This window comes from Sphingobium sp. CR28, from assembly GCF_052327305.1.
GTDB lineage: Bacteria > Pseudomonadota > Alphaproteobacteria > Sphingomonadales > Sphingomonadaceae > Sphingobium.
Genome location: NZ_CP182486.1, coordinates 2,715,148 through 2,732,608 on the forward strand (window position 1 = coordinate 2,715,148; position 17,461 = coordinate 2,732,608).

A 17,461-nucleotide genomic window follows, 5' to 3' on the forward strand; every position below is an offset into this window, starting at 1 on the left:
CCTATAAGAAAAGGGGCCACCCGATGGGCGGCCCCTTTCTCATTCTTGCGCAACGATCAGAAGTTCTTGCTGAACTCGACACCGAAGCGGCGCGGCGTCAACACGCTCTGTCCGTAATAGCGGCTGACCACGCCACTGTTGATGATCCGGTTGGAGCGGTCATTGGCAATACCGGTGACAGCATATTTATCAAAAATATTATCAGCATAGAGCTTCACCTGAAGCTCCTGCTCGACGAACCGGTAGCCGATATAGGCGCGATTGTTGAAGTAGCCCGGCAGCTTCTCGCCATAGCCACGCAGACCCATGCGGCTATAGATGTTGCCGGTGTAGGTCGCCGTCCAGTTCAGCGCGAGCATGTCGCCCGCATCGTTGACCGGCATTTCATAGGTCGCACCCAGCGCGCCGGAGTGCTTCGGCGAACCAGCAAGACGATCTCCCGACAGAGCGTCTGCCTTTGAGGCGCCACCAATATTATAGGCAATGAGGCCCTTGATGTCGGCCGTGATGTAAGCATCCGTGTAGGAATAGCTGCCGTTGATTGTCAGGCCATCGATTGGTCTCGCGACGAAGGCGAGTTCCACGCCCTTCGAGACCGCCGAACTGCCGTTCACCGTAATGCCGGAGGCACCATTGACTGCCGCGCCGGGCACCTGGATGCCCTTCCAATCGATGTGGAACACTGCGAGCGAGCCGCGCAGCTTGCCGTCGAACAGACCGAAGCGGATGCCGAGTTCCTTATTCAGCGTCGTGTCCGGGCCATAGAACTGCTCGTTCGGCAGCAGGCAGAGCTTCTGGCCGGTGCTGTTCAGAATTTCTTCGGTGCAAGGCACGGCGCTCGTATTGGCCCCACCCAGGCGATAACCCTTTGACACCGTCACATAGGCCATCAGGTCGCTGGAGAACTTGTAGGAGGTGTTGCCCTTCCACACGAAACCGCTCTTCTCTGCATGGCTGGGGCTGATCGTGATATTCACCAGTCCCGGCTGGAAGGCGGGATTGGGACCGAGATCCTTGGTGAAGTCGGCGACGGTCTGCCCTCTGGAGTTCACCTTCGTGCCATAAAGGCGAGCGAAGGGGCCTCTCAGGAGCGGTGTTGTCGAACCGCCCGTCGTGTCCAGTTCATACTTGTAGTAGCGGCCGCCGCCCGTGACCTGCCAATTATCGGTGATGTTCCATGTCGCTTCGCCGAACACGGCTTTCTCTGTCTTCGCCGTGCTACCCCGTGACGCATATTCCCAGTCGTCCGGACGATCGCCCCAGGCGCCAGGCGCTGTCCTCTGGTGGAAGGCATTGAGGCCCGGCGTCTCTTCATGCCCCTCGCGAGACGTATGCTGGCGATTGTAGAAGCCACCGAGAACCCAGCTGATCGGGCCTCCATGCTTGGAAAGCAGGCGCAGTTCCTGGTTGAAGGTGGTGGTCTTGTTCTTGCCCTGCGTCGTAGCGCTGAACGCCGGGAAGAGCTCGTAGTCATAGTTCAGATCGAGCAGCAGATCGGTCTGGTCGCTGAAGGTCCGCTGCTTCTGACGAGTCCAGGCAGTGTCCGACACCAGCTGGGCGAAGCTGCCAATGTCTGCCTCGGTCTCAATCGAGAACAGGTTGGCGACGCGATTTGAAGTGTTGAGATAGCGCTTAGCTGACTCATATTTGCCAGTGCCAAGCACGCCGCCACTGTTGGTCTGGCCGGCGCCCGTGTCCGTCTCCTGATGGACCCAGCTGCCAAAGACGCGCAGCCAGTAAGCCGGATAGAAGCCGAGCTGAGCACGGCTGGAGAAAGTGTGCTCGAAGTTGGCGTCCTTCTGCGAGCGCATGTTGGCAGCGATCTGCTCGGGCGTGCCGATCGAACCGTACCAGCCGTTTGGCGGCGCTCCCGTCGCGGGGTTCACGCCGATAATGTCGCGCTCATAGGTTAGCACGCCACGGCTGTTTACATAATAGTTGAGCGAACCAGCCTGATCGGCAGGATTCCCGAGCGGCCCGCCCGGCTGGGCAAGGGAAACACCGGGCTCCTGGAGGAGGTAATTATAGTCGATAAAGCCGGGGTTGTTCCAATATCCGACCGAACCACGGAAGGCGAGCAGATCCCGGACAATGGGAACGTTGAGGGTCGCGTCGCCATTGACGCCGACGTCATCCGAATGGCTCTGACCAAAGAGGCGGCCATGCATGCTCCCTTCCCACTTGTCCGCATTGGGGCGGTTGGGAATGTAGCGGACGGCGCCGAACATCGTGCCGAGGCCGTAAAGCGTGCCTTGCGGGCCAAGCAGCGTTTCGACACGAGCGATGTCCATGAACTTGAGGTCGATATACATCGGGGTTTCACCGAAATAGATCGCCTCCGAATTCGACGACGTCGATGCGCCAACGCCAGCATCGGAGGTGGTGAGGCCGCGCATGATGATGGTGGCGCCATTCGTGCCCGTGTCGCGGACAGTCAGGCCAGGGGTGAACGCGGCCAGATCGCGGACGGTATCGACGCGGTTCTCGGCCAGCGTCTCCGCGCTCGCGGCGCTGATGTTGATTGGCACATCCTGCAGCATGATGGCGCGACGCGTGCCCGTGACGACGATGGTCTGGCTGTCTGCGGCATCGGCTGCAGACGCCGCATCGGCCGGTGCCTCTTCAGCGGCATAGGCGGCAACGGGGGACAGGCCGGAAAGCGCGGTGGCGGAAAGCAGCGCCAGGCTAAGCGTGGTATTCTTCATTGCGGATCCCTCTTAAGTTGCGACGTTCTCCCCCGGTCCGTCGGTGCTCTCGAGGCGCCGATTATTCCGGAATTCATTCGAGTTTTTCAGGGACGCGAGCCACGTTTTCGGGCCCGTATTTATTACCAATCCCTCATTTCCTCATATTCAACATACAAAGGGAACTGATCGTGCATATGCGAAGTTTGACGTATGCGTCGCGCAAACGTCATGTGCATGTATTACGCTTGGGCACGAAGAACTGCGGGTTTCTGGGAGCCTAGGGCGCCCGGGGGCATTGCTGCGCTTGCGAAGTTTCTTCCCCATGATAAGAATCGGCCCGAACTTTTCCGGGATGGATGACATGGTGAAGAGCGCGGTAATCACGGTGCTATCGGACGGGGTGGCCCGTCCTTGACCATCGCCACTGACATGACGCAGCCCGATATCGCCCGCGCACGGGCTGAGGCGCGCGCGGCTCTGGAGCAGGGGGACTTTCCCCGCGCGGCCCGAATCGCCGAAAACCTGGGAAAAGCCCATCCAAACGAAGCCGAGGCCTGGTTCATTCTTGGCGTGGCGCTTTCCGAAACTGGCCACGTCAATCATGCGTTGGGGCGCATCGAGCGCGCTGTGGCGCTCGCCCCTGATAATGCCGAATATCTCGCCCAGCAGGCGCGGTTGCTCGTGCTCCTGCGCCGCGACGACGAAGCGCGCGCGGCAGCAGCGGCGGCCACTCGCGCGGGCAGCGACGATCCGCTGGTGCTAGATACGATAGGCTGCGTGCAAGCGCGCCTTGGCGACCACGGCGCGGCGGTGGATCTGTTTGAACGGGCTGTTGCCGGTCGGCCGGATAGCGTTGCCTTCCGCTTCAATCTGGCGGCAAGCTTGGGTTTCTTCGGCCGGGTGGCAGAGGCTGAGACCCAATATGAGGCGATGATTGCGCGTGAGCCCACCAGCGGTCAGGCGCATTATGGCATTGCCGGCCTGCGCCGTCAGACCCGGGAGGCCAATCACCTCACCCGGATTGAGGCGGCTATCCCCAAGGCGCGAGACCATGATGATTTCGTCCGGCTGCATTATGCCGCGGCCAAGGAATATGAGGATATGGGCGAGGCCGACGCTGCTTTCGCCCATCTTGATGCGGCCAATCGCGCGCACAAGGCGCGGATCGGCTATGCGCATGAGCGGGACGCCATGCTGGCGGGGGCGCTGGAACAGGCCTTTAGTGGTCCGGACTATTTCACTGGCGAAGGCTTCAGTGATGCGGCGCCGATCTTCGTCACCGGGTTGCCGCGCACCGGCACGACTCTGGTCGACCGGATTCTCGATGCGCATCCGCAGGTGACGTCCCTTGGCGAGTTGCAGGCGATGCCGCTCGCAGTAAAGCGCCTGTCGCAAACCCGGTCCCGGCTGGTGCTGGACCCGGAGACGATCTCGGCTGCGAGCGCGCTTTCACCCCGTGCTGTGGGCGAGGCCTATATCGCTCAAGCCGGGATGCAGGCGGGCGCCAGTGCGGCGCTGCGGGAGGGCCGCGCCCTGCTGGACAAGTTTCCGCTCAATTTCCTCTACATCGGCCACATCGCCAGAGCGCTGCCCAACGCCAAGATCGTCTGTCTGCGCCGCCAGCCGCTGGACAGCGTATGGAGCAACTACAAGCATCTGTTTGCGCTCAACTCGCCCTACTATGGCTGGTCCTACAACCTCATGGACACGGCGCGCTATTATATCCTTTTCGACCGGCTGATGGGCTTCTGGCGCAAGCAATTTCCCGGCCGGGTACTGGAACTGAGCTACGAGCAACTGACGGCGGATCAGGAGGGGGAGACGCGGGCGCTGCTTGCCCATTGCGGCTTGCCCTGGGATGACGCCTGCCTCGATTTTTACGGTCGAACGGGTGCGGTTGCGACGCCGAGCGCCCAGCAAGTGCGCCGGCCGGTCAATCGCGATTCGGTCGAGCGGTGGCGGGCTTATGCCGCGCATCTGGGCGACGTGCAGGCGCTCTTCCGGGACGCGGGAATCCTCTGACGCGGGACAGTGTCGATCAGCCTCGTCAGACGAGCTCGGCGATGCGTGGAAAAGGTGGCGCACCCAAGAGGATTCGAACCTCTGGCCTCTGCCTTCGGAGGGCAGCGCTCTATCCAGCTGAGCTATGGGTGCGTGGGCGATCCCGCTAACAGTTTTGTCTGGCATGGCCAAGCGGAAAGGCCAAGGGGCGTCAGAGTTCTTCAGGAAGCAATTCGGTATCGATCTGCGCCTGCATCATGGGCTGATAGCGCGCGCCAAAGACTGCGCCCGGCGTGAAGATCGAATCCACCTCTGCCAGGACTTCGGCACTCACCCGCAAAGTGGCGGCAAACAGATTTTCGCGCAGGTGCTCTACGCTCCGCGTGCCCGGAATGGGAACGACATGCGGCCCGCGCGCCAGCACCCAGGCGAGCGCGAGTTGCGCTGGCGTGATGCCGGCCCCTGCAGCGAGCGCGGCAAAAGCCTTGGCCAGAGGGAGATTGCGCTGGAAGTGCGGTGACTGGAAGCGCGGCAGGGTGAGGCGAATGTCGCCCGGAGGGAAATCATTGCGGGCCATGGCCCCGGTCAGAAAGCCTCGCCCCACGGGGGAGAACGCGACAAAGCCAATACGCAGCGCGCGGCAAGTCTCAAGCACCGCAACGTCAGGGTTGCGCACCCACGGGGAATATTCGGACTGAACGGCCGCGATGGGATGCACGGCATGGGCACGTCGGATCGTGGTGGCAGACATTTCGCTGAGGCCAATCGCGCCGATCTTGCCGGCTTCGACTGCCCGGACGAGCGCCCCCATCGACTCCTCGATCGGCACTGTCTTGTCGAGGCGATGCATGTAGAACAGATCGATGTGGTCCGTGCCGAGCCGTTCGAGCGACCGGTCCAGCGAGGCTGTGATTGCTTCCGGTCGCCCGTCCAGCCTGCGCTTGCCGTCAATGAGGTCGAGCACGGATTTGCTGGAGAGCGTGTATTCGTGACGCCGATGACCGACCGCTTTGGCGATCAGGCGCTCGTTCGCCCCGCCGCCATATATCGCCGCAGTGTCCAGCAGCGTGACGCCTGCATCAAGAGCAGTGTTGAGGAGAAGGATGGCGTCCTTCTCATCGGGTATGTGGTCATAAGCGTGGCTGAGGTTCATACAGCCAAGACCAATGGCGGACACGGACAGCGGCCCGATCTTTCTCACGGGCAGGATGGTCGCTGACTTCTTCCGCATAGTCTTCTCATTCTTCCCCATCGCCCATGCGACCAAAGGGATAGATGCTCCAACGGTATCGCTTCCGTAACGTCAAGTCCATGTTGCCCAATCGGCTCGTCGTAAAATTCTGATTTACAACTGTTCTTCTGCCGCCTCGTCCAATGCCTGCAGAAATCGGGCCTGCGAGGGAGAAGGGCGCCACCCCGTCCGCGTGGTAACGCCGATAATGCGGTGAAACCGCTCTGGTGACGCGGCGATCTGCACAAGCCAGCCCGCCTGAAGCTCCACCGAGACCTGATAGGGCGAAAGGACGGTCAGAAAATCGGTCTGCAACAGGATCTCGCGAATCATCATGACCGATCCGCACTCTATGGGAACCTCCGGGAGGGGCACGGCAGCATCAGCGAACATCGCCTCAAACCCGCTGCGCAGAGGTGTGCCCCTGGCGCCCACAATCCACGGATAGCGCCTCATGGATGCGAAAGACGGCGAGGTGCCGGCAAGCGGGTGGCCTGCGCGTCCGATGATGATCGGCGCGTCCGTGAAGAGCGGCCGCTGCTCCACGTCGGGGTCCGCCGCCGGGTTTCGCAGTGCCCCGATCATCAGGTCGATTCTGCCGTCCCGGAGGGGCTCGACAAGCTCGTCGCGCGCCCCTTCCACGATGCGGATTTCGGCCGAGGGCGCGCCTGCGCTGAATCGCGCAACGGCCTGCGGTAAGACGCGCGCGCGGGCGAGCGGCATTGCCCCGATCGCGAGGTAACCTGAAGTTCCGCCCAGCGGAGCCACAATCTCCTCGAGTCCCGCCTGCAGTTCTGCCTGAGCCAGTCGGAAGGTGCGGGCGATGCGCCGGCCCGCTTCGGTAAGCGTGATGCCGCGCCCCCGCCGTTCGATGAGGCTGCGACGCATGATGAGCGAGAGATCTGAAATCGCCCGATGCAGGGTCGGCTCGGAGAGGCCGGTGCGGTTTGCCGCCGCGACGTAGCTGCCGGCGTATGCCACGGCGAGGAAAGCGCGCCATTGCGCCGTGGTGACGCGGCGCGAGCCGATGAGGGCGAGCGCAGCTTGAATGCGCTCCGCAAACATATGCGCGACAGGCAGCGGGTTCATTCCATTTGCCCTGCGCTCGAAAAGCTTAATGCCCAACTGGCTCTCCACGCGGGCGATGGCCTGCGTCACCGCAGGCTGGGTCAGATGGATCGTGCCCGCTGCCGCCGATACGCTCCCCTTGTTCACCACCGCAGCGACCGCCGCGAGATGACGCAGATTGAACGACCAGAGCGAAAGCGCGGGAGAAGATGCCAGGACAGCCACGTGTTCACACTTAGCAGTGGCTTATGTCTCCCGCAAACGTCCTCCTAACCTGAATTGCGCTCGGGCGGGCCTTGCTCGGGGTGATGCGAACCCCGGACCCGCCCTTTCAGGCGCGGGACGCCGCCCTAGAAGGCGGAGGTCATTGCCAGTGCCTGCTCGAAGCGGTTCTCCCGTTCAGCGAAACGCAAGAAGTGGACGTTCTTCACAAGGACCTCTTCAGGTGTCGGCACCTGCTGGAAGAGGCCCATGACTTCGCTCGCATAATCATCGAGCGGCATATAGCCTTCGCGCGTGGACTGACCGGGGGTGAGTTCTGTGCGAACGGCCGGCGGAGCGAGTTCGATCACTTCCACCTTCCCGCGTAATTGCTCGCGCAGAGAGATCGTCCAGCTATGCAGGGCCGCCTTGCTCGCGCTGTAGCTCGGCGTCGCCTTCATAGGGACAAACGCAAGACCGGAGGTCGTATTGACGATCGCTGCGTCGTCCTGCCCGTTCAGATGGTCGATCAACGCGTTGGTGAGCCGGATCGGCCCGAGCAGATTGGTTACGAGGGTGCGCTCCGCGATGTCGGTGCTGCCGCGCGTGGTCAGATCCTCGCGCTCCATGATGCCGGCATTGTTGAAGAGGACGTTAATCGCCGGGAAGCGGCTGACTGCTTCCGCGGCGAAGGCGTCGATGCTTTCCGGAGTACTCGCATCGAACGTAAGGGCATGCATGTTTGCCCGGCCCGAGATGGTCTCCTCAAGGGAGGCGCGGGTGCGGCCGGCCACGATCACGCTGTTCCCCATATCGTGAAAGCGCTGTGCCAGCTCGCTGCCTATCCCCGATCCGCCGCCGGTGATGAGGATGGTGTTGCCTGTGGTCTTCATCGCTTTTCTCCCATCGAAAGTGGACGAACCGCTATTTACGCTTTAACTTTCCAATCGAAAGAAGGCACCCAAAAGATTTATACTTACCAGAAAGAGAGTGTAAGCTGATGGTGGCAAAAGCGGCGGCTCCACACGACCTCAATCGCAGTCCGGGGCGTTACGACGAGATCGACCCGCGCGTAGAGGCACTGGTCAACGACCTGATCGCGCAGGTGGCGGACAAGTGGACGATGATCCTCATCGAAGTGTTGCATGATCATGGCGAGCAGCGTTTCACGCAGATCTCCCGGCGGGTGCCGGATGTGAGCCAGAAAATGCTGACTCAGACGCTGCGGCAGATGGAGCGCAACGGGCTGGTGCAGCGGACGGTGCATCCCGTCGTGCCGCCGCGCGTGGAGTATCGGCTGACATCGCTCGGAGAAAGTCTGGGCGAAGCCTTTTGCGGTGTGTGGACATGGGCGGAGGATCATCTCGATGCCGTCGAAAAGGCGCGCGGCGCGTTCGATCAGCACAAGGCGAGTGCGGGCTGACGGCGAACGGCGCTTGCTCCGGAAAGCCGGGTCCGCCAAAATGATCCGATGCGTTATGCCCTTGCCGCTCTGCTGAGCCTGTCCGCCCTTTCCCCCCTTCAGGGCGCGGCGCCTGCCGTCGCCCCGATCCTCACCACGCCCGAGGCAGTCGACGATCAGACGTACGCCCAGCCGCGTATCGCCCGCGTCACCCATGTCGCGCTGGATCTCACGGCCGACTTTGCCGCCAAGGTCATGCGCGGGACGGCGACGCTGGATATTCTTGCCGTGCCGCAGGCGAGCGAGATCATCCTCGACGACAAGGGTCTGGACATCGCGAAGATCACCGACGCGAACGGGAAGGCGCTGGTGTGGAGTGTCGGCGCAAGTCACCCGGACAAGGGCGCGCCGCTGACCGTGAAGATCGGCAAGGCGCGCCGCATCATCATCACCTATGCTTCCAAGCCGGACGCCAGCGCGCTTGGCTGGCTTCCTCCGGAGCTGACCGCTGGCAAGAGGAAGCCGTTTCTCTACAGCCAGGGGCAGGCGATCGAGAACCGCAGCTGGGTGCCGACGCAGGACAGCCCCGGCATTCGCCAGACATGGGAAGCGCGGATCACGGTTCCGTCCGATCTCGTCGCTGTGATGAGCGGCGACCGGCTGACGCCGAAGGGCGAACCGGCGGGGCAGGGCATGACGCGCTATCGCTTCCGCATGAACAACCCAGTGCCACCCTATCTCATTGCCATCGCGATCGGCGATCTCGCCTTTCAGCCGCTGGGGCCGCGCACGGGCGTTTATGCCGAGCCGGTGACGCTGGCGAAGGTCGCGCCCGAGCTCGACGATACCGAGAAGATGGTGGATGCGGCCGAGGCGCTCTACGGCCCCTATCGCTGGGGACGCTACGATATGCTCGTGCTGCCGCCGAGCTTCCCTTATGGCGGGATGGAAAACCCCACGCTGACGTTCCTCACGCCGACCATCTTCACTGGCGACAAGGCCAATATCGACGTGGTGGCGCATGAACTGGCGCATAGCTGGTCCGGCAATCTGGTGACCAATGCCACATGGCCCGACAGCTGGCTGAACGAGGGTTTCACAACTTATTTCGAGAACCGGATCGACGAGCGCATTTACGGCAAGGAGCGGGCGGCGGTACTCGCCGAACTGACCTGGGACGACATGCAGCGCGATCTCAAGGCTGCCCAGAAGCCGGAATCGACCAAGTTGCGGGGCGAGACGGGCGACGATGCCGGTTCGCTGGCTTACGACAAGGGCTCGACATTCCTGCGCACGATCGAGCAGGCAGTCGGGCGCGAGCGCTGGGACGCCTATCTGCGCTCCTATTTCGACCGTCACGCCTTCCAGCCGCAGACGACGGCGGGTTTCCTTGCGGACCTGCGCGCGAACCTCATCAAAGGAGATGCCGCGCTGGAGGCGAAGCTGAAGCTCGATGAATGGGCTTATGCGCCCGGTCTGCCGGACAACGCCGTGCATGTCCGCTCGCAGACGCTGGCTCAGGTCGATCAGTCGATCGCGCAAGTGAAGGCGGGCGCGGCAATCGCCTCGCTGCCTTATGCGCGCTGGGGCACGCAGGAATGGCTGCGCTTCCTCAACGGGCTTCCGCGTGAAATGACCGAAGCGCGCCTGGCGGAGATGGACCGGACAATGGGTCTCTCGGCCTCACCCAACGCCTATGTCCGCTCTGCCTGGCTGGTCCTGGCGCTGGGCAATCGCTATCAGCCGGCGGTGGCCTCGGCCGAGGAATTCCTGCCCCGCATTGGCCGAATGCTGTTCCTCCGCCCGGTCTACAAGGCGCTGGTGGATCAGGGCGACTGGGGGCGGCCCATCGCGGAGCGCATCTTCGCGCGAGCCAAAGCCGATTATCATCCGATCACTGCGGCCTCGATCGAGCGGGTGCTCGCGGCGCGCTGATGCGCGCAATGTGGCGGATTGATGGGGAGAATAGCCATGGGTTTCATGAACAGTGCGGCCGACGCGGTGCTGGCGGACTATGCAGCGCGGATTGAGCGGGAAGCTCCACCGGGATCTCAGCCTGTTGGTGACCGGGACACGATGCTCCTGCCGATTGGCCCGCAAACGGGCTGGTTCCTGCACAGCCTCATCCTCGCCAAGCGTCCCGCCCGTATCCTGGAATTGGGGACAAGCTACGGCTACTCGACGCTGTTCCTTGCCGAAGCGGCCCAGCAGACCGGCGGTAAGGTCATCAGCGTCGATGTCGCGGATTATAAGCAGGCCTATGCGCGGGACATGCTCGCGCGGGCTGGGCTTGAGGGTGTCGTGGAGTTCCGGACGGGGGACGCCATTGCAATCGTAGAGGCGGACGAGGAGCCGTTCGACCTCGTCCTGCTGGACATCTGGAAAGAGCTTTACGTGCCTTGCCTCAAGGTGCTGCATCCGCGCCTTGCGGACGAAGGAATCATCGCGGCCGATAACATGATCGAGCCCGCCGATGTGCGAGAGCAGGCCCGCGCCTATCGTGCGGCGGTGCACGCCTTGCCGGACATGCAGAGCACGCTGCTGCCGGTGGGGAGCGGGATCGAGCTTTCGATCAAATGGGTTGCCGGCAACGGCAAGCTTTAGGGCCGGGTTGACCGGTGGCGGGCTTCGTCTTCATTCATGGCGCCTGGCTGGGCGGGTGGACCTTCGATGCTGTCGGCCAGCGCCTTTCGGCAATGGGCCATGTTGTCGATGCGCCGGACTTGCCGGGCATGAACGGCGGGGGCGGCGGAGACGCACCCACACTGGCCGACTGGAGCGCGTTTGCCGTGGAGCGCTGCACCGCGTTACGCCAACGAAGCGGTCAGCCGGTCCTGCTCGTAGGGCATAGCCGGGGCGGCGTGGTGCTCTCTCGTGCGGCGGAGGAGGCGCCCGACGCCATAGCGGGCCTCATCTATCTTTGCGCCATGATGCTGCCGGGCGGGTCTGTGGGTTCCGCTTGGGACGCGCATCTTCTCGCGAACCCAGCTCTTGCTGCGCTGGTGAACTCGACACCGAATGGGGAGGGCACTTGTCTCGACAGGGAGCACGTTGCGGAACTGTTCGCGCAGAATGCGACCGAGGCAGACGCCGAAATGCTGGCGGCGCGGATAGTCACGGAACCCAACGCGCCGCGTCGGGGGACATTGCGTCTTACCCCGGAGCGTTATGGCCCGGTGCCGCGAACTTACATCGCCTGCACACAGGACCGCGTGATCCCGATCGCCCGCCAGCGGGACATGATCGCCCGTCAGCCGGGCACCAAAACGATCGAAATCGAGGCCGATCATAGCCCGTTCCTCTCCGCACCGGATGCGTTGGCACGGGCGCTGGATGCTGCAGCGGGCGTCGGCAGCTAGCCGAAACCGGTCTCCTCAAGGCCTGAATACAACCGTCTTGCTCCCGTTGAGCAACACCCGATCCGCGAGGTGAAGATGGACGGCGTGGCTGAGCACGCGCCGCTCGATATCCCGGCCTGTCGCCACGAGATCCGCAGGCATATCGCTGTGGCTGATCGCCTCGACATCCTGATGAATGATCGGCCCTTCGTCGAGATCCGCCGTCACATAATGCGCCGTCGCGCCGATCATCTTTACGCCCCGATCGAACGCCTGATGATAAGGGCGAGCACCCTTGAAGCCGGGCAAAAAGCTGTGGTGGATGTTGATGCAGCGGCCCGAGAGGAAGGCTGCGAGATCGTCAGAGAGAATCTGCATATAGCGGGCGAGCACGACCAGTTCCGCTCCGGTGTCGACCACCATCTGCTTGATCTGAGCTTCCTGCTGCGCCTTGCTGTCCGGCGTGATCGGGAGATGATGATAGGGCAGATCGCCGATCAGCGTGACGTTGAGCAGGTCGCGCGGATGATTGCCGATGATTCCGACGATCTCCATGTTGAGCTCGCCGATGCGCTGGCGATAAAGCAGGTCGCCAAGGCAGTGGTCGAACTTCGAGACGAGGATGAGGACTTTGCGCCGCACGGCCTGATCCCGCAGCGTCCAGTCCATCGCGTAGCGTGTCGCCAGGTCGCCGATCTTCTCGCGGACGAGCGCGGCATCAGCGGCGGGCGAAGCAAAGACGACGCGCATGAAAAAGCGCCCCTGGGCGATATCGTCGAACTGCTGGGATTCCAGGATGTTGGCGCCTAGTGCAAAGATAGCGCCTGAGACGGCCGCGACAATTCCGGGCCTGTCCTTGCACGAGAACTTCAGGATGAAAACCGGGCTGTCTGTCCCGTGGGTCATTGCGCGCCTATCCCCTGCCTTGGCTGACTTTCCGTGTCGCCTAGCGAAGCGTGGGGGCGCTGTCCCGCAATTTTCTCAAGGTCGTTCGGCGCGTGCGCTCAGGCCGGCACCTGCGCCAGCTCCGCAAACGCTTCCGCCGCTATGCTGAGCGAGCGCTTTCGGGCTTCGAAATCGAACATCGCGCAGGAGACGATAATTTCGTCCGCTTGCGTCCGCGCAATGAAGCGCGCGAGCCCCTCACGCACGACATTGCGCGTGCCGATGACGCTTGCCTGCAGCACATGCTCCAGCATGGTCAGCGCATTGTCCGGCAGGCTATCCTTATAGTAGGGCACGGGCGGCGGCAGTTTGCCGGGATTGCCAGTGCGCAGCGCCACGAAGCTCTGCTGCATCGAGGTTGCGAGAAGCTCGGCTTCATCCTGAGTGTCTGCCGCGAAGACATTGAATGCGGCAGCGGCATAGGGCTCGCGGAGGCTCGCCGAGGGCCTGAAGTCCCGCCGGTAGAGATACAGCGCCTCATCGAGCGCATCCGGTGCGAAGTGCGATGCGAAAGCATAGGGCAGGCCCAGCGCGGCGGCGAGCTGCGCGCCGAACAGGCTTGAGCCCAATATCCACATTTCGACCTGAGTGCCGCGCCCTGGCACGGCAATGATGCCGAGGTCCGGCTCGCCCGTGAAATGCGCGCGCAGCTCCGCCACGTTGCGCGGGAAGGCCTCCGCCTCCTGCATGAGATCGCGCCGCATTGCGCGCGCGACCCGCTGATCCGAACCGGGCGCGCGACCCAGGCCCAGATCGACACGGCCGGGAAACAGCGCGTCGAGTGTACCGAACTGCTCCGCAATGACGAGCGGGCTGTGATTGGGCAGCATGATGCCGCCCGAGCCGATGCGAATTTTGCGGGTCGCGCGCCCTGCTTCAGCAATCACAAGCGCAGTCGCGGCGCCGGCTATCCCTTCCATGCCGTGATGCTCTGCCACCCAATAGCGATGATAGCCGAGCGACTCGGCATGGGCAGCGAGCGGGCCGACGCGGGCAATGGCGTCGGCAGGCGTCTCGCCCTGCGTGACGTTGACGAGATCGAGCAGGCTGAAGCGGGTCATATCGGGGAAGTGGGGGTGTTCACCCGTCGTTGCAAGCCCGGCGCGCGCCCGCAGGGACACGTGAGGCAAGTGACTGAAATGAACAAATGAAGGGCGATCTGCGCAATCAGGGCGGTGCCTGACAAACGTGGTTAACATATTATTGCATTGTGCCTGAGGATGATATTTATTTGCCCTCAACCAGCCCGAAGACTCGGGCTTAAACTGACGGAATAAAACAGTTTCCCCGAGCATGGGGGCTGCGGGGACGGCGTCGCTTGTCGGCGCCGTCTTCGGCTATGTGAGCCATATTGCGATTTTGTCCCAATGGGTCTCTAGAGACGCCATGACGTCGCCGCCGGTCGAGATTACACCTGATAGCCAGCATCGCGGACTCGTCGCTCGGCTGCCTGTGGGTTTGCGTCACTTTGCGCTGCTGGCGCGCTTCGACCGGCCAATCGGCTGGTGGCTCCTCTTCTGGCCGGGCGCCTGGGCTATCGCGCTTGCCGGAGGAATCCCAGACCGGTGGCCCATGCTGCTCTGGTTCCTGCTTGGATCCGTCGCCATGCGGGGCGCGGGATGCGTCTATAACGACATTGTCGATCGGGATCTCGATGCACGCGTTGCGCGAACGGCGAGCCGGCCCCTCGCCAGCGGCGCCGTCTCGCTGAAGGCTGCGTGGGCATGGCTGCTCGTCCTTTGCGCGATCGGCCTCATCGTGCTCCTGCAACTGCGCTGGGAGGCGCAGATCGTGGCGCTGAGCAGCCTAGCGCTGGTCGCGGCCTATCCCTTCATGAAGCGGATCACCGGCTGGCCGCAGGCGTGGCTGGGGCTGGTCTTCACCTGGGCTGCGCCGGTCGGGTGGGTGGAGATCACGGGCGGCATGAGCGCGGCGGGACTGCTGCTCTATGCCGGCGCGCTCTTCTGGTGCATTGGCTATGATACCATTTATGCGCTGCAGGACCGCGAGGACGACGCGATGGTCGGCATCGGCTCCTCGGCGCGCACAATGGGAGCGCATGTGCGCGAGGGTGTCGCGCTCTGCTATGCCCTTGCGATTGCGCTATGGGCCGGAGCGATCTGGCAGACCCGCCCCGAAGGGATCGCGCTTGCGGCGCTGCTCCCGATCGCTGTGCATCTTGGCTGGCAGATTGGCACACTGAAGGAAGACGGCGCGGACCCGCTCGTCAAGTTCCGCTCCAACCGGTTTGCCGGGCTGCTGATGTTCGCGGCATGCCTGGTGGTGGGGGCGGGTTGACCGCCCATAAGGCGGCTGGCGCCTCTCCGATAAAGGAGCTATTGCGCCGCACAATGCTGCACCGCCTCTATGCATGGACGCTGGCCAAGGCCGCGCATCGTCACGCCGAATGGTGGCTGATCGTCTTTTCTTTCCTAGAATCGAGCATCTTCCCGATCCCGCCGCATCCCCTGCTGGGGCTGATGTGCCTTGCGAAGCCCGAGAAGGCGCTGCGCTACGGGATCGTTTGCACGCTGGCTTCCGTTTTGGGCGGGCTTGCGGGCTATGCGATCGGTCATTTCCTCTTCGCGACGCTCGGGCAATCGATCCTTTCGGCGCTGCACCTCACTGAAAGCTTCCCGAAGGCTGCCTGCTATCTGCGGGACTATGGCGCGGAGATCATTCTGGTCAAAGGCGCGACGCCGATCCCGTTCAAGCTCATCACGCTGACCTCGGGCTTTATTGGGCTTTCGCTCTTCACCTTCATCTGGGCGAGCATCCTTTCGCGCGGCTTCCAGTTCGTCCTCGTCGGCGCGCTGTTCTGGAAGTTCGGAGCGCCCATCAAGCTGTTCATCGAACGCTATCTCGCTCTTCTTTCCATTGGCTTCGTAGTGCTTATCGTGGGCGGCGTGCTCGCGGCCGGCATGCTGACGGGTGGCCCTACGGCTGCTGACAAATGCTCAGGCGCGACCATGGCGACGATCAGCAACCGATGAGAAAAGCCGGGCAGCGGCTATGGGCAGCGGCCACGGCGCGGCCGGCGCTCACGCTGCTGATCGTCGGCGGCGTCTCCGCGACGGGCTTCGCGCCGCTGCGATTCTGGCCGTTGACGCTCATTGCCTATGCGCTGCTGCTGGCGCTGACGGCGAAGGCAAACACGCGGCGAGATGCCGCCATTCGCGGCTATGCGTTCGGCTATGGCCAGTTTGTCGTGGGGCTGAACTGGATCGCCCACGCCTTCAGCTATCAGGACTCGATGCCGCACTGGTTCGGCTATGGCGCGGTGTTGCTGCTCTCTGTCTATCTGGCGATTTTCCCGGCAGTCGCTGTGCTGCTGGCGTGGACGCTCGGGCGGTCCCGCCCAACAGCGTTGATTCTGGCGCTTGCGGGGAGCTGGGCGCTCACTGAATATCTGCGATCGAGCCTCTTTACCGGTTTTGCCTGGAACCCGCTGGGTGTCATCTGGGTGGGCACAGGCATCGACCATGTTGCCCGACTTGTCGGGACTTACGGTCTGGGCATGGCGGCGGTGACAGCGGCGGGAGCTGTCTGGCTCTTCGCGATGGGGGAGCGCCGTCCTGCGATAGCGCTGGCAATCAAACTGGCGGTGGTCGCGGGTATCGGCTGGATGCATGGCGCTACGTTGCGCGGTGAAGAGGGGCAATCCGTGGCGATCCGCGTCGTCCAGCCCAACATCAACCAGAACGAGAAGCAGGATCCGCAGCTGGAGTGGGAGAATTTCCAGCGGCTGGCTGCGTTGACCGGCGCCCCGACCGGGTCCGCGCGCCTCGTTTTCTGGCCCGAGGCGGCAGTGCCCGCGATCCTCGACATGGAGCCGGTCTGGCGGGCACGACTGGCCACGGTGCTGGGGCCGGACGACCTGTTGTTGCTGGGCGGCGACAAATATTATTTTGGTCCGGATCCTGAAAATCCTCACGCCGGACAAAGGCTGCGCGGCGCAAATAACAGCGTGTGGGTGCTGGACGCGGCAGGGGCGCTGCGGGGCCGCTACGACAAGGCGCATCTGGTGCCTTATGGCGAATATCTGCCGATGCGCTCGCTGCTTTCCGCTATAGGACTTTCGCGGCTGGTGCCGGGCGATGTCGACTTCTGGCCGGGGCCGGGGCCGCGCACGCTCGATCTGCCGGCTGCGCCGGGCCGCCCCGCGCTGAACATGGGCGTGCAGATCTGCTACGAGATTATTTTCTCAGGTCAGGTAATCGACAGGGCGCACCGCCCCGACTTCCTCTTCAACCCGTCCAACGACGCGTGGTTTGGCAGTTGGGGGCCGCCCGAGCATCTGGCGCAGGCGCGGCTGCGCGCGATCGAAGAGGGAATACCGATCATCCGCTCGACACCGACAGGCATTTCCGCAGTCATCGACGCGGACGGCGCGCTGCGCGGGTCAGTTGCACATCATGAGGCAGGCGCGATCACGGCGATACTGCCGGCAGCTCGGGCGCCTACGCTTTTCGCGCGGACCGGCAACATCCTCCCCATCGCGCTGGCGCTCGGATCGCTGCTCCTCGCCATTGCTATCGTGCGCGGCAGCGGCTACGGGAAGCGGACATAAACCTATCTTTATATCGGC

Annotated in this window: 14 protein-coding genes and 1 tRNA gene; 8 read left to right on the forward strand and 7 right to left on the reverse strand. The window is 63.2% G+C overall.

Translation table 11 applies throughout. The features are described from left to right. Nucleotides 1–56: 56 nt before the first annotated feature. Complete coding sequence (locus tag ACNAOH_RS13140) at nucleotides 57–2,705, reverse strand: TonB-dependent receptor (protein WP_443970602.1); 2,649 nt, start codon at nucleotides 2,703–2,705, stop codon at nucleotides 57–59. Between the two features lie 393 nt (nucleotides 2,706–3,098). On the opposite strand from ACNAOH_RS13140, the gene ACNAOH_RS13145 reads away from it, so the two are divergent. Further along, complete coding sequence (locus ACNAOH_RS13145; protein WP_443970603.1) at nucleotides 3,099–4,709, forward strand: sulfotransferase; 1,611 nt, start codon at nucleotides 3,099–3,101, stop codon at nucleotides 4,707–4,709. 55 nt (nucleotides 4,710–4,764) lie between these two features. Here the strand turns inward: ACNAOH_RS13145 and ACNAOH_RS13150 are convergent. The 4 genes from ACNAOH_RS13150 to ACNAOH_RS13165 form a co-directional block, all read right to left on the reverse strand. After that, nucleotides 4,765–4,841: transfer RNA gene (locus ACNAOH_RS13150), tRNA-Arg, on the reverse strand. Nucleotides 4,842–4,899: 58 nt separating this feature from the next. After that, a complete protein-coding gene (locus tag ACNAOH_RS13155; RefSeq protein ID WP_443970604.1) occupies nucleotides 4,900–5,919 on the reverse strand; it encodes an aldo/keto reductase in 1,020 nt (339 codons plus the stop codon). Nucleotides 5,920–6,033: 114 nt separating this feature from the next. Next, a complete protein-coding gene (locus ACNAOH_RS13160) occupies nucleotides 6,034–7,212 on the reverse strand; it encodes a LysR family transcriptional regulator (protein WP_443970605.1) in 1,179 nt (392 codons plus the stop codon). 125 nt (nucleotides 7,213–7,337) lie between these two features. After that, complete coding sequence (locus ACNAOH_RS13165) at nucleotides 7,338–8,081, reverse strand: SDR family oxidoreductase (protein ID WP_443970606.1); 744 nt, start codon at nucleotides 8,079–8,081, stop codon at nucleotides 7,338–7,340. Between the two features lie 107 nt (nucleotides 8,082–8,188). Between ACNAOH_RS13165 and ACNAOH_RS13170 the strand changes: the two genes are divergently transcribed. The 4 genes from ACNAOH_RS13170 to ACNAOH_RS13185 are packed head-to-tail and all read left to right on the forward strand — an operon-like array spanning nucleotide 8,189 to nucleotide 11,949. Continuing rightward, a complete protein-coding gene (locus ACNAOH_RS13170; protein ID WP_443970607.1) occupies nucleotides 8,189–8,611 on the forward strand; it encodes a winged helix-turn-helix transcriptional regulator in 423 nt (140 codons plus the stop codon). Nucleotides 8,612–8,659: 48 nt separating this feature from the next. Then, the gene (locus ACNAOH_RS13175) at nucleotides 8,660–10,525 is read left to right on the forward strand and encodes a M1 family metallopeptidase (RefSeq protein WP_443970608.1); all 1,866 of its coding nucleotides are present in this window, start codon (nucleotides 8,660–8,662) and stop codon (nucleotides 10,523–10,525) included. A 36-nt stretch (nucleotides 10,526–10,561) separates the two neighbouring features. After that, nucleotides 10,562–11,194: an O-methyltransferase gene (locus ACNAOH_RS13180; RefSeq protein ID WP_443970609.1), complete on the forward strand. Its 633-nt coding sequence runs from the start codon at nucleotides 10,562–10,564 to the stop codon at nucleotides 11,192–11,194. A 14-nt stretch (nucleotides 11,195–11,208) separates the two neighbouring features. Continuing rightward, entirely contained in the window at nucleotides 11,209–11,949 is a 741-nt protein-coding gene (locus ACNAOH_RS13185; RefSeq protein ID WP_443970610.1) for an alpha/beta fold hydrolase, read from the forward strand. Nucleotides 11,950–11,964: 15 nt separating this feature from the next. On the opposite strand, the gene purU is transcribed toward ACNAOH_RS13185, so the two are convergent. Both purU and ACNAOH_RS13195 read right to left on the reverse strand, forming a co-directional pair. Beyond that, nucleotides 11,965–12,834 (reverse strand): formyltetrahydrofolate deformylase, encoded by an 870-nt coding sequence (gene purU, locus ACNAOH_RS13190; protein ID WP_443970611.1) that lies wholly within the window; start codon nucleotides 12,832–12,834, stop codon nucleotides 11,965–11,967. A gap of 98 nt (nucleotides 12,835–12,932) precedes the next feature. After that, nucleotides 12,933–13,934, reverse strand: coding sequence for an LLM class flavin-dependent oxidoreductase (locus tag ACNAOH_RS13195; RefSeq protein ID WP_443970612.1), 1,002 nt, complete (start codon nucleotides 13,932–13,934; stop codon nucleotides 12,933–12,935). Between the two features lie 325 nt (nucleotides 13,935–14,259). Between ACNAOH_RS13195 and ubiA the strand changes: the two genes are divergently transcribed. The 3 genes from ubiA to lnt are packed head-to-tail and all read left to right on the forward strand — an operon-like array spanning nucleotide 14,260 to nucleotide 17,443. Beyond that, nucleotides 14,260–15,171, forward strand: coding sequence for a 4-hydroxybenzoate octaprenyltransferase (ubiA, locus tag ACNAOH_RS13200; protein WP_443970613.1), 912 nt, complete (start codon nucleotides 14,260–14,262; stop codon nucleotides 15,169–15,171). A gap of 53 nt (nucleotides 15,172–15,224) precedes the next feature. Further along, nucleotides 15,225–15,866: a YqaA family protein gene (locus tag ACNAOH_RS13205; RefSeq protein WP_443970614.1), complete on the forward strand. Its 642-nt coding sequence runs from the start codon at nucleotides 15,225–15,227 to the stop codon at nucleotides 15,864–15,866. Beyond that, a complete protein-coding gene (gene lnt / locus ACNAOH_RS13210) occupies nucleotides 15,827–17,443 on the forward strand; it encodes an apolipoprotein N-acyltransferase (RefSeq protein ID WP_443970615.1) in 1,617 nt (538 codons plus the stop codon). The genes ACNAOH_RS13205 and lnt overlap by 40 nt, the downstream gene beginning before the upstream one ends. Nucleotides 17,444–17,461 lie beyond the last annotated feature (18 nt).

Excerpts from the sequence above, each read along its gene's own strand:
- ACNAOH_RS13175 (WP_443970608.1), top strand. The coding sequence starts at position 8,660 with ATGCGTTATGCCCTTGCCGCTCTGCTGAGCCTGTCCGCCCTTTCCCCC.
- purU (WP_443970611.1), bottom strand. The coding sequence starts at position 12,834 with ATGACCCACGGGACAGACAGCCCGGTTTTCATCCTGAAGTTCTCGTGC.
- ACNAOH_RS13155 (WP_443970604.1), bottom strand. The coding sequence starts at position 5,919 with ATGCGGAAGAAGTCAGCGACCATCCTGCCCGTGAGAAAGATCGGGCCG.
- ACNAOH_RS13170 (WP_443970607.1), top strand. The coding sequence starts at position 8,189 with ATGGTGGCAAAAGCGGCGGCTCCACACGACCTCAATCGCAGTCCGGGG.
- ACNAOH_RS13195 (WP_443970612.1), bottom strand. The coding sequence starts at position 13,934 with ATGACCCGCTTCAGCCTGCTCGATCTCGTCAACGTCACGCAGGGCGAG.
- ubiA (WP_443970613.1), top strand. The coding sequence starts at position 14,260 with ATGACGTCGCCGCCGGTCGAGATTACACCTGATAGCCAGCATCGCGGA.
- ACNAOH_RS13165 (WP_443970606.1), bottom strand. The coding sequence starts at position 8,081 with ATGAAGACCACAGGCAACACCATCCTCATCACCGGCGGCGGATCGGGG.
- ACNAOH_RS13140 (WP_443970602.1), bottom strand. The coding sequence starts at position 2,705 with ATGAAGAATACCACGCTTAGCCTGGCGCTGCTTTCCGCCACCGCGCTT.
- lnt (WP_443970615.1), top strand. The coding sequence starts at position 15,827 with ATGCTCAGGCGCGACCATGGCGACGATCAGCAACCGATGAGAAAAGCC.
- ACNAOH_RS13180 (WP_443970609.1), top strand. The coding sequence starts at position 10,562 with ATGGGTTTCATGAACAGTGCGGCCGACGCGGTGCTGGCGGACTATGCA.
- ACNAOH_RS13205 (WP_443970614.1), top strand. The coding sequence starts at position 15,225 with ATGCTGCACCGCCTCTATGCATGGACGCTGGCCAAGGCCGCGCATCGT.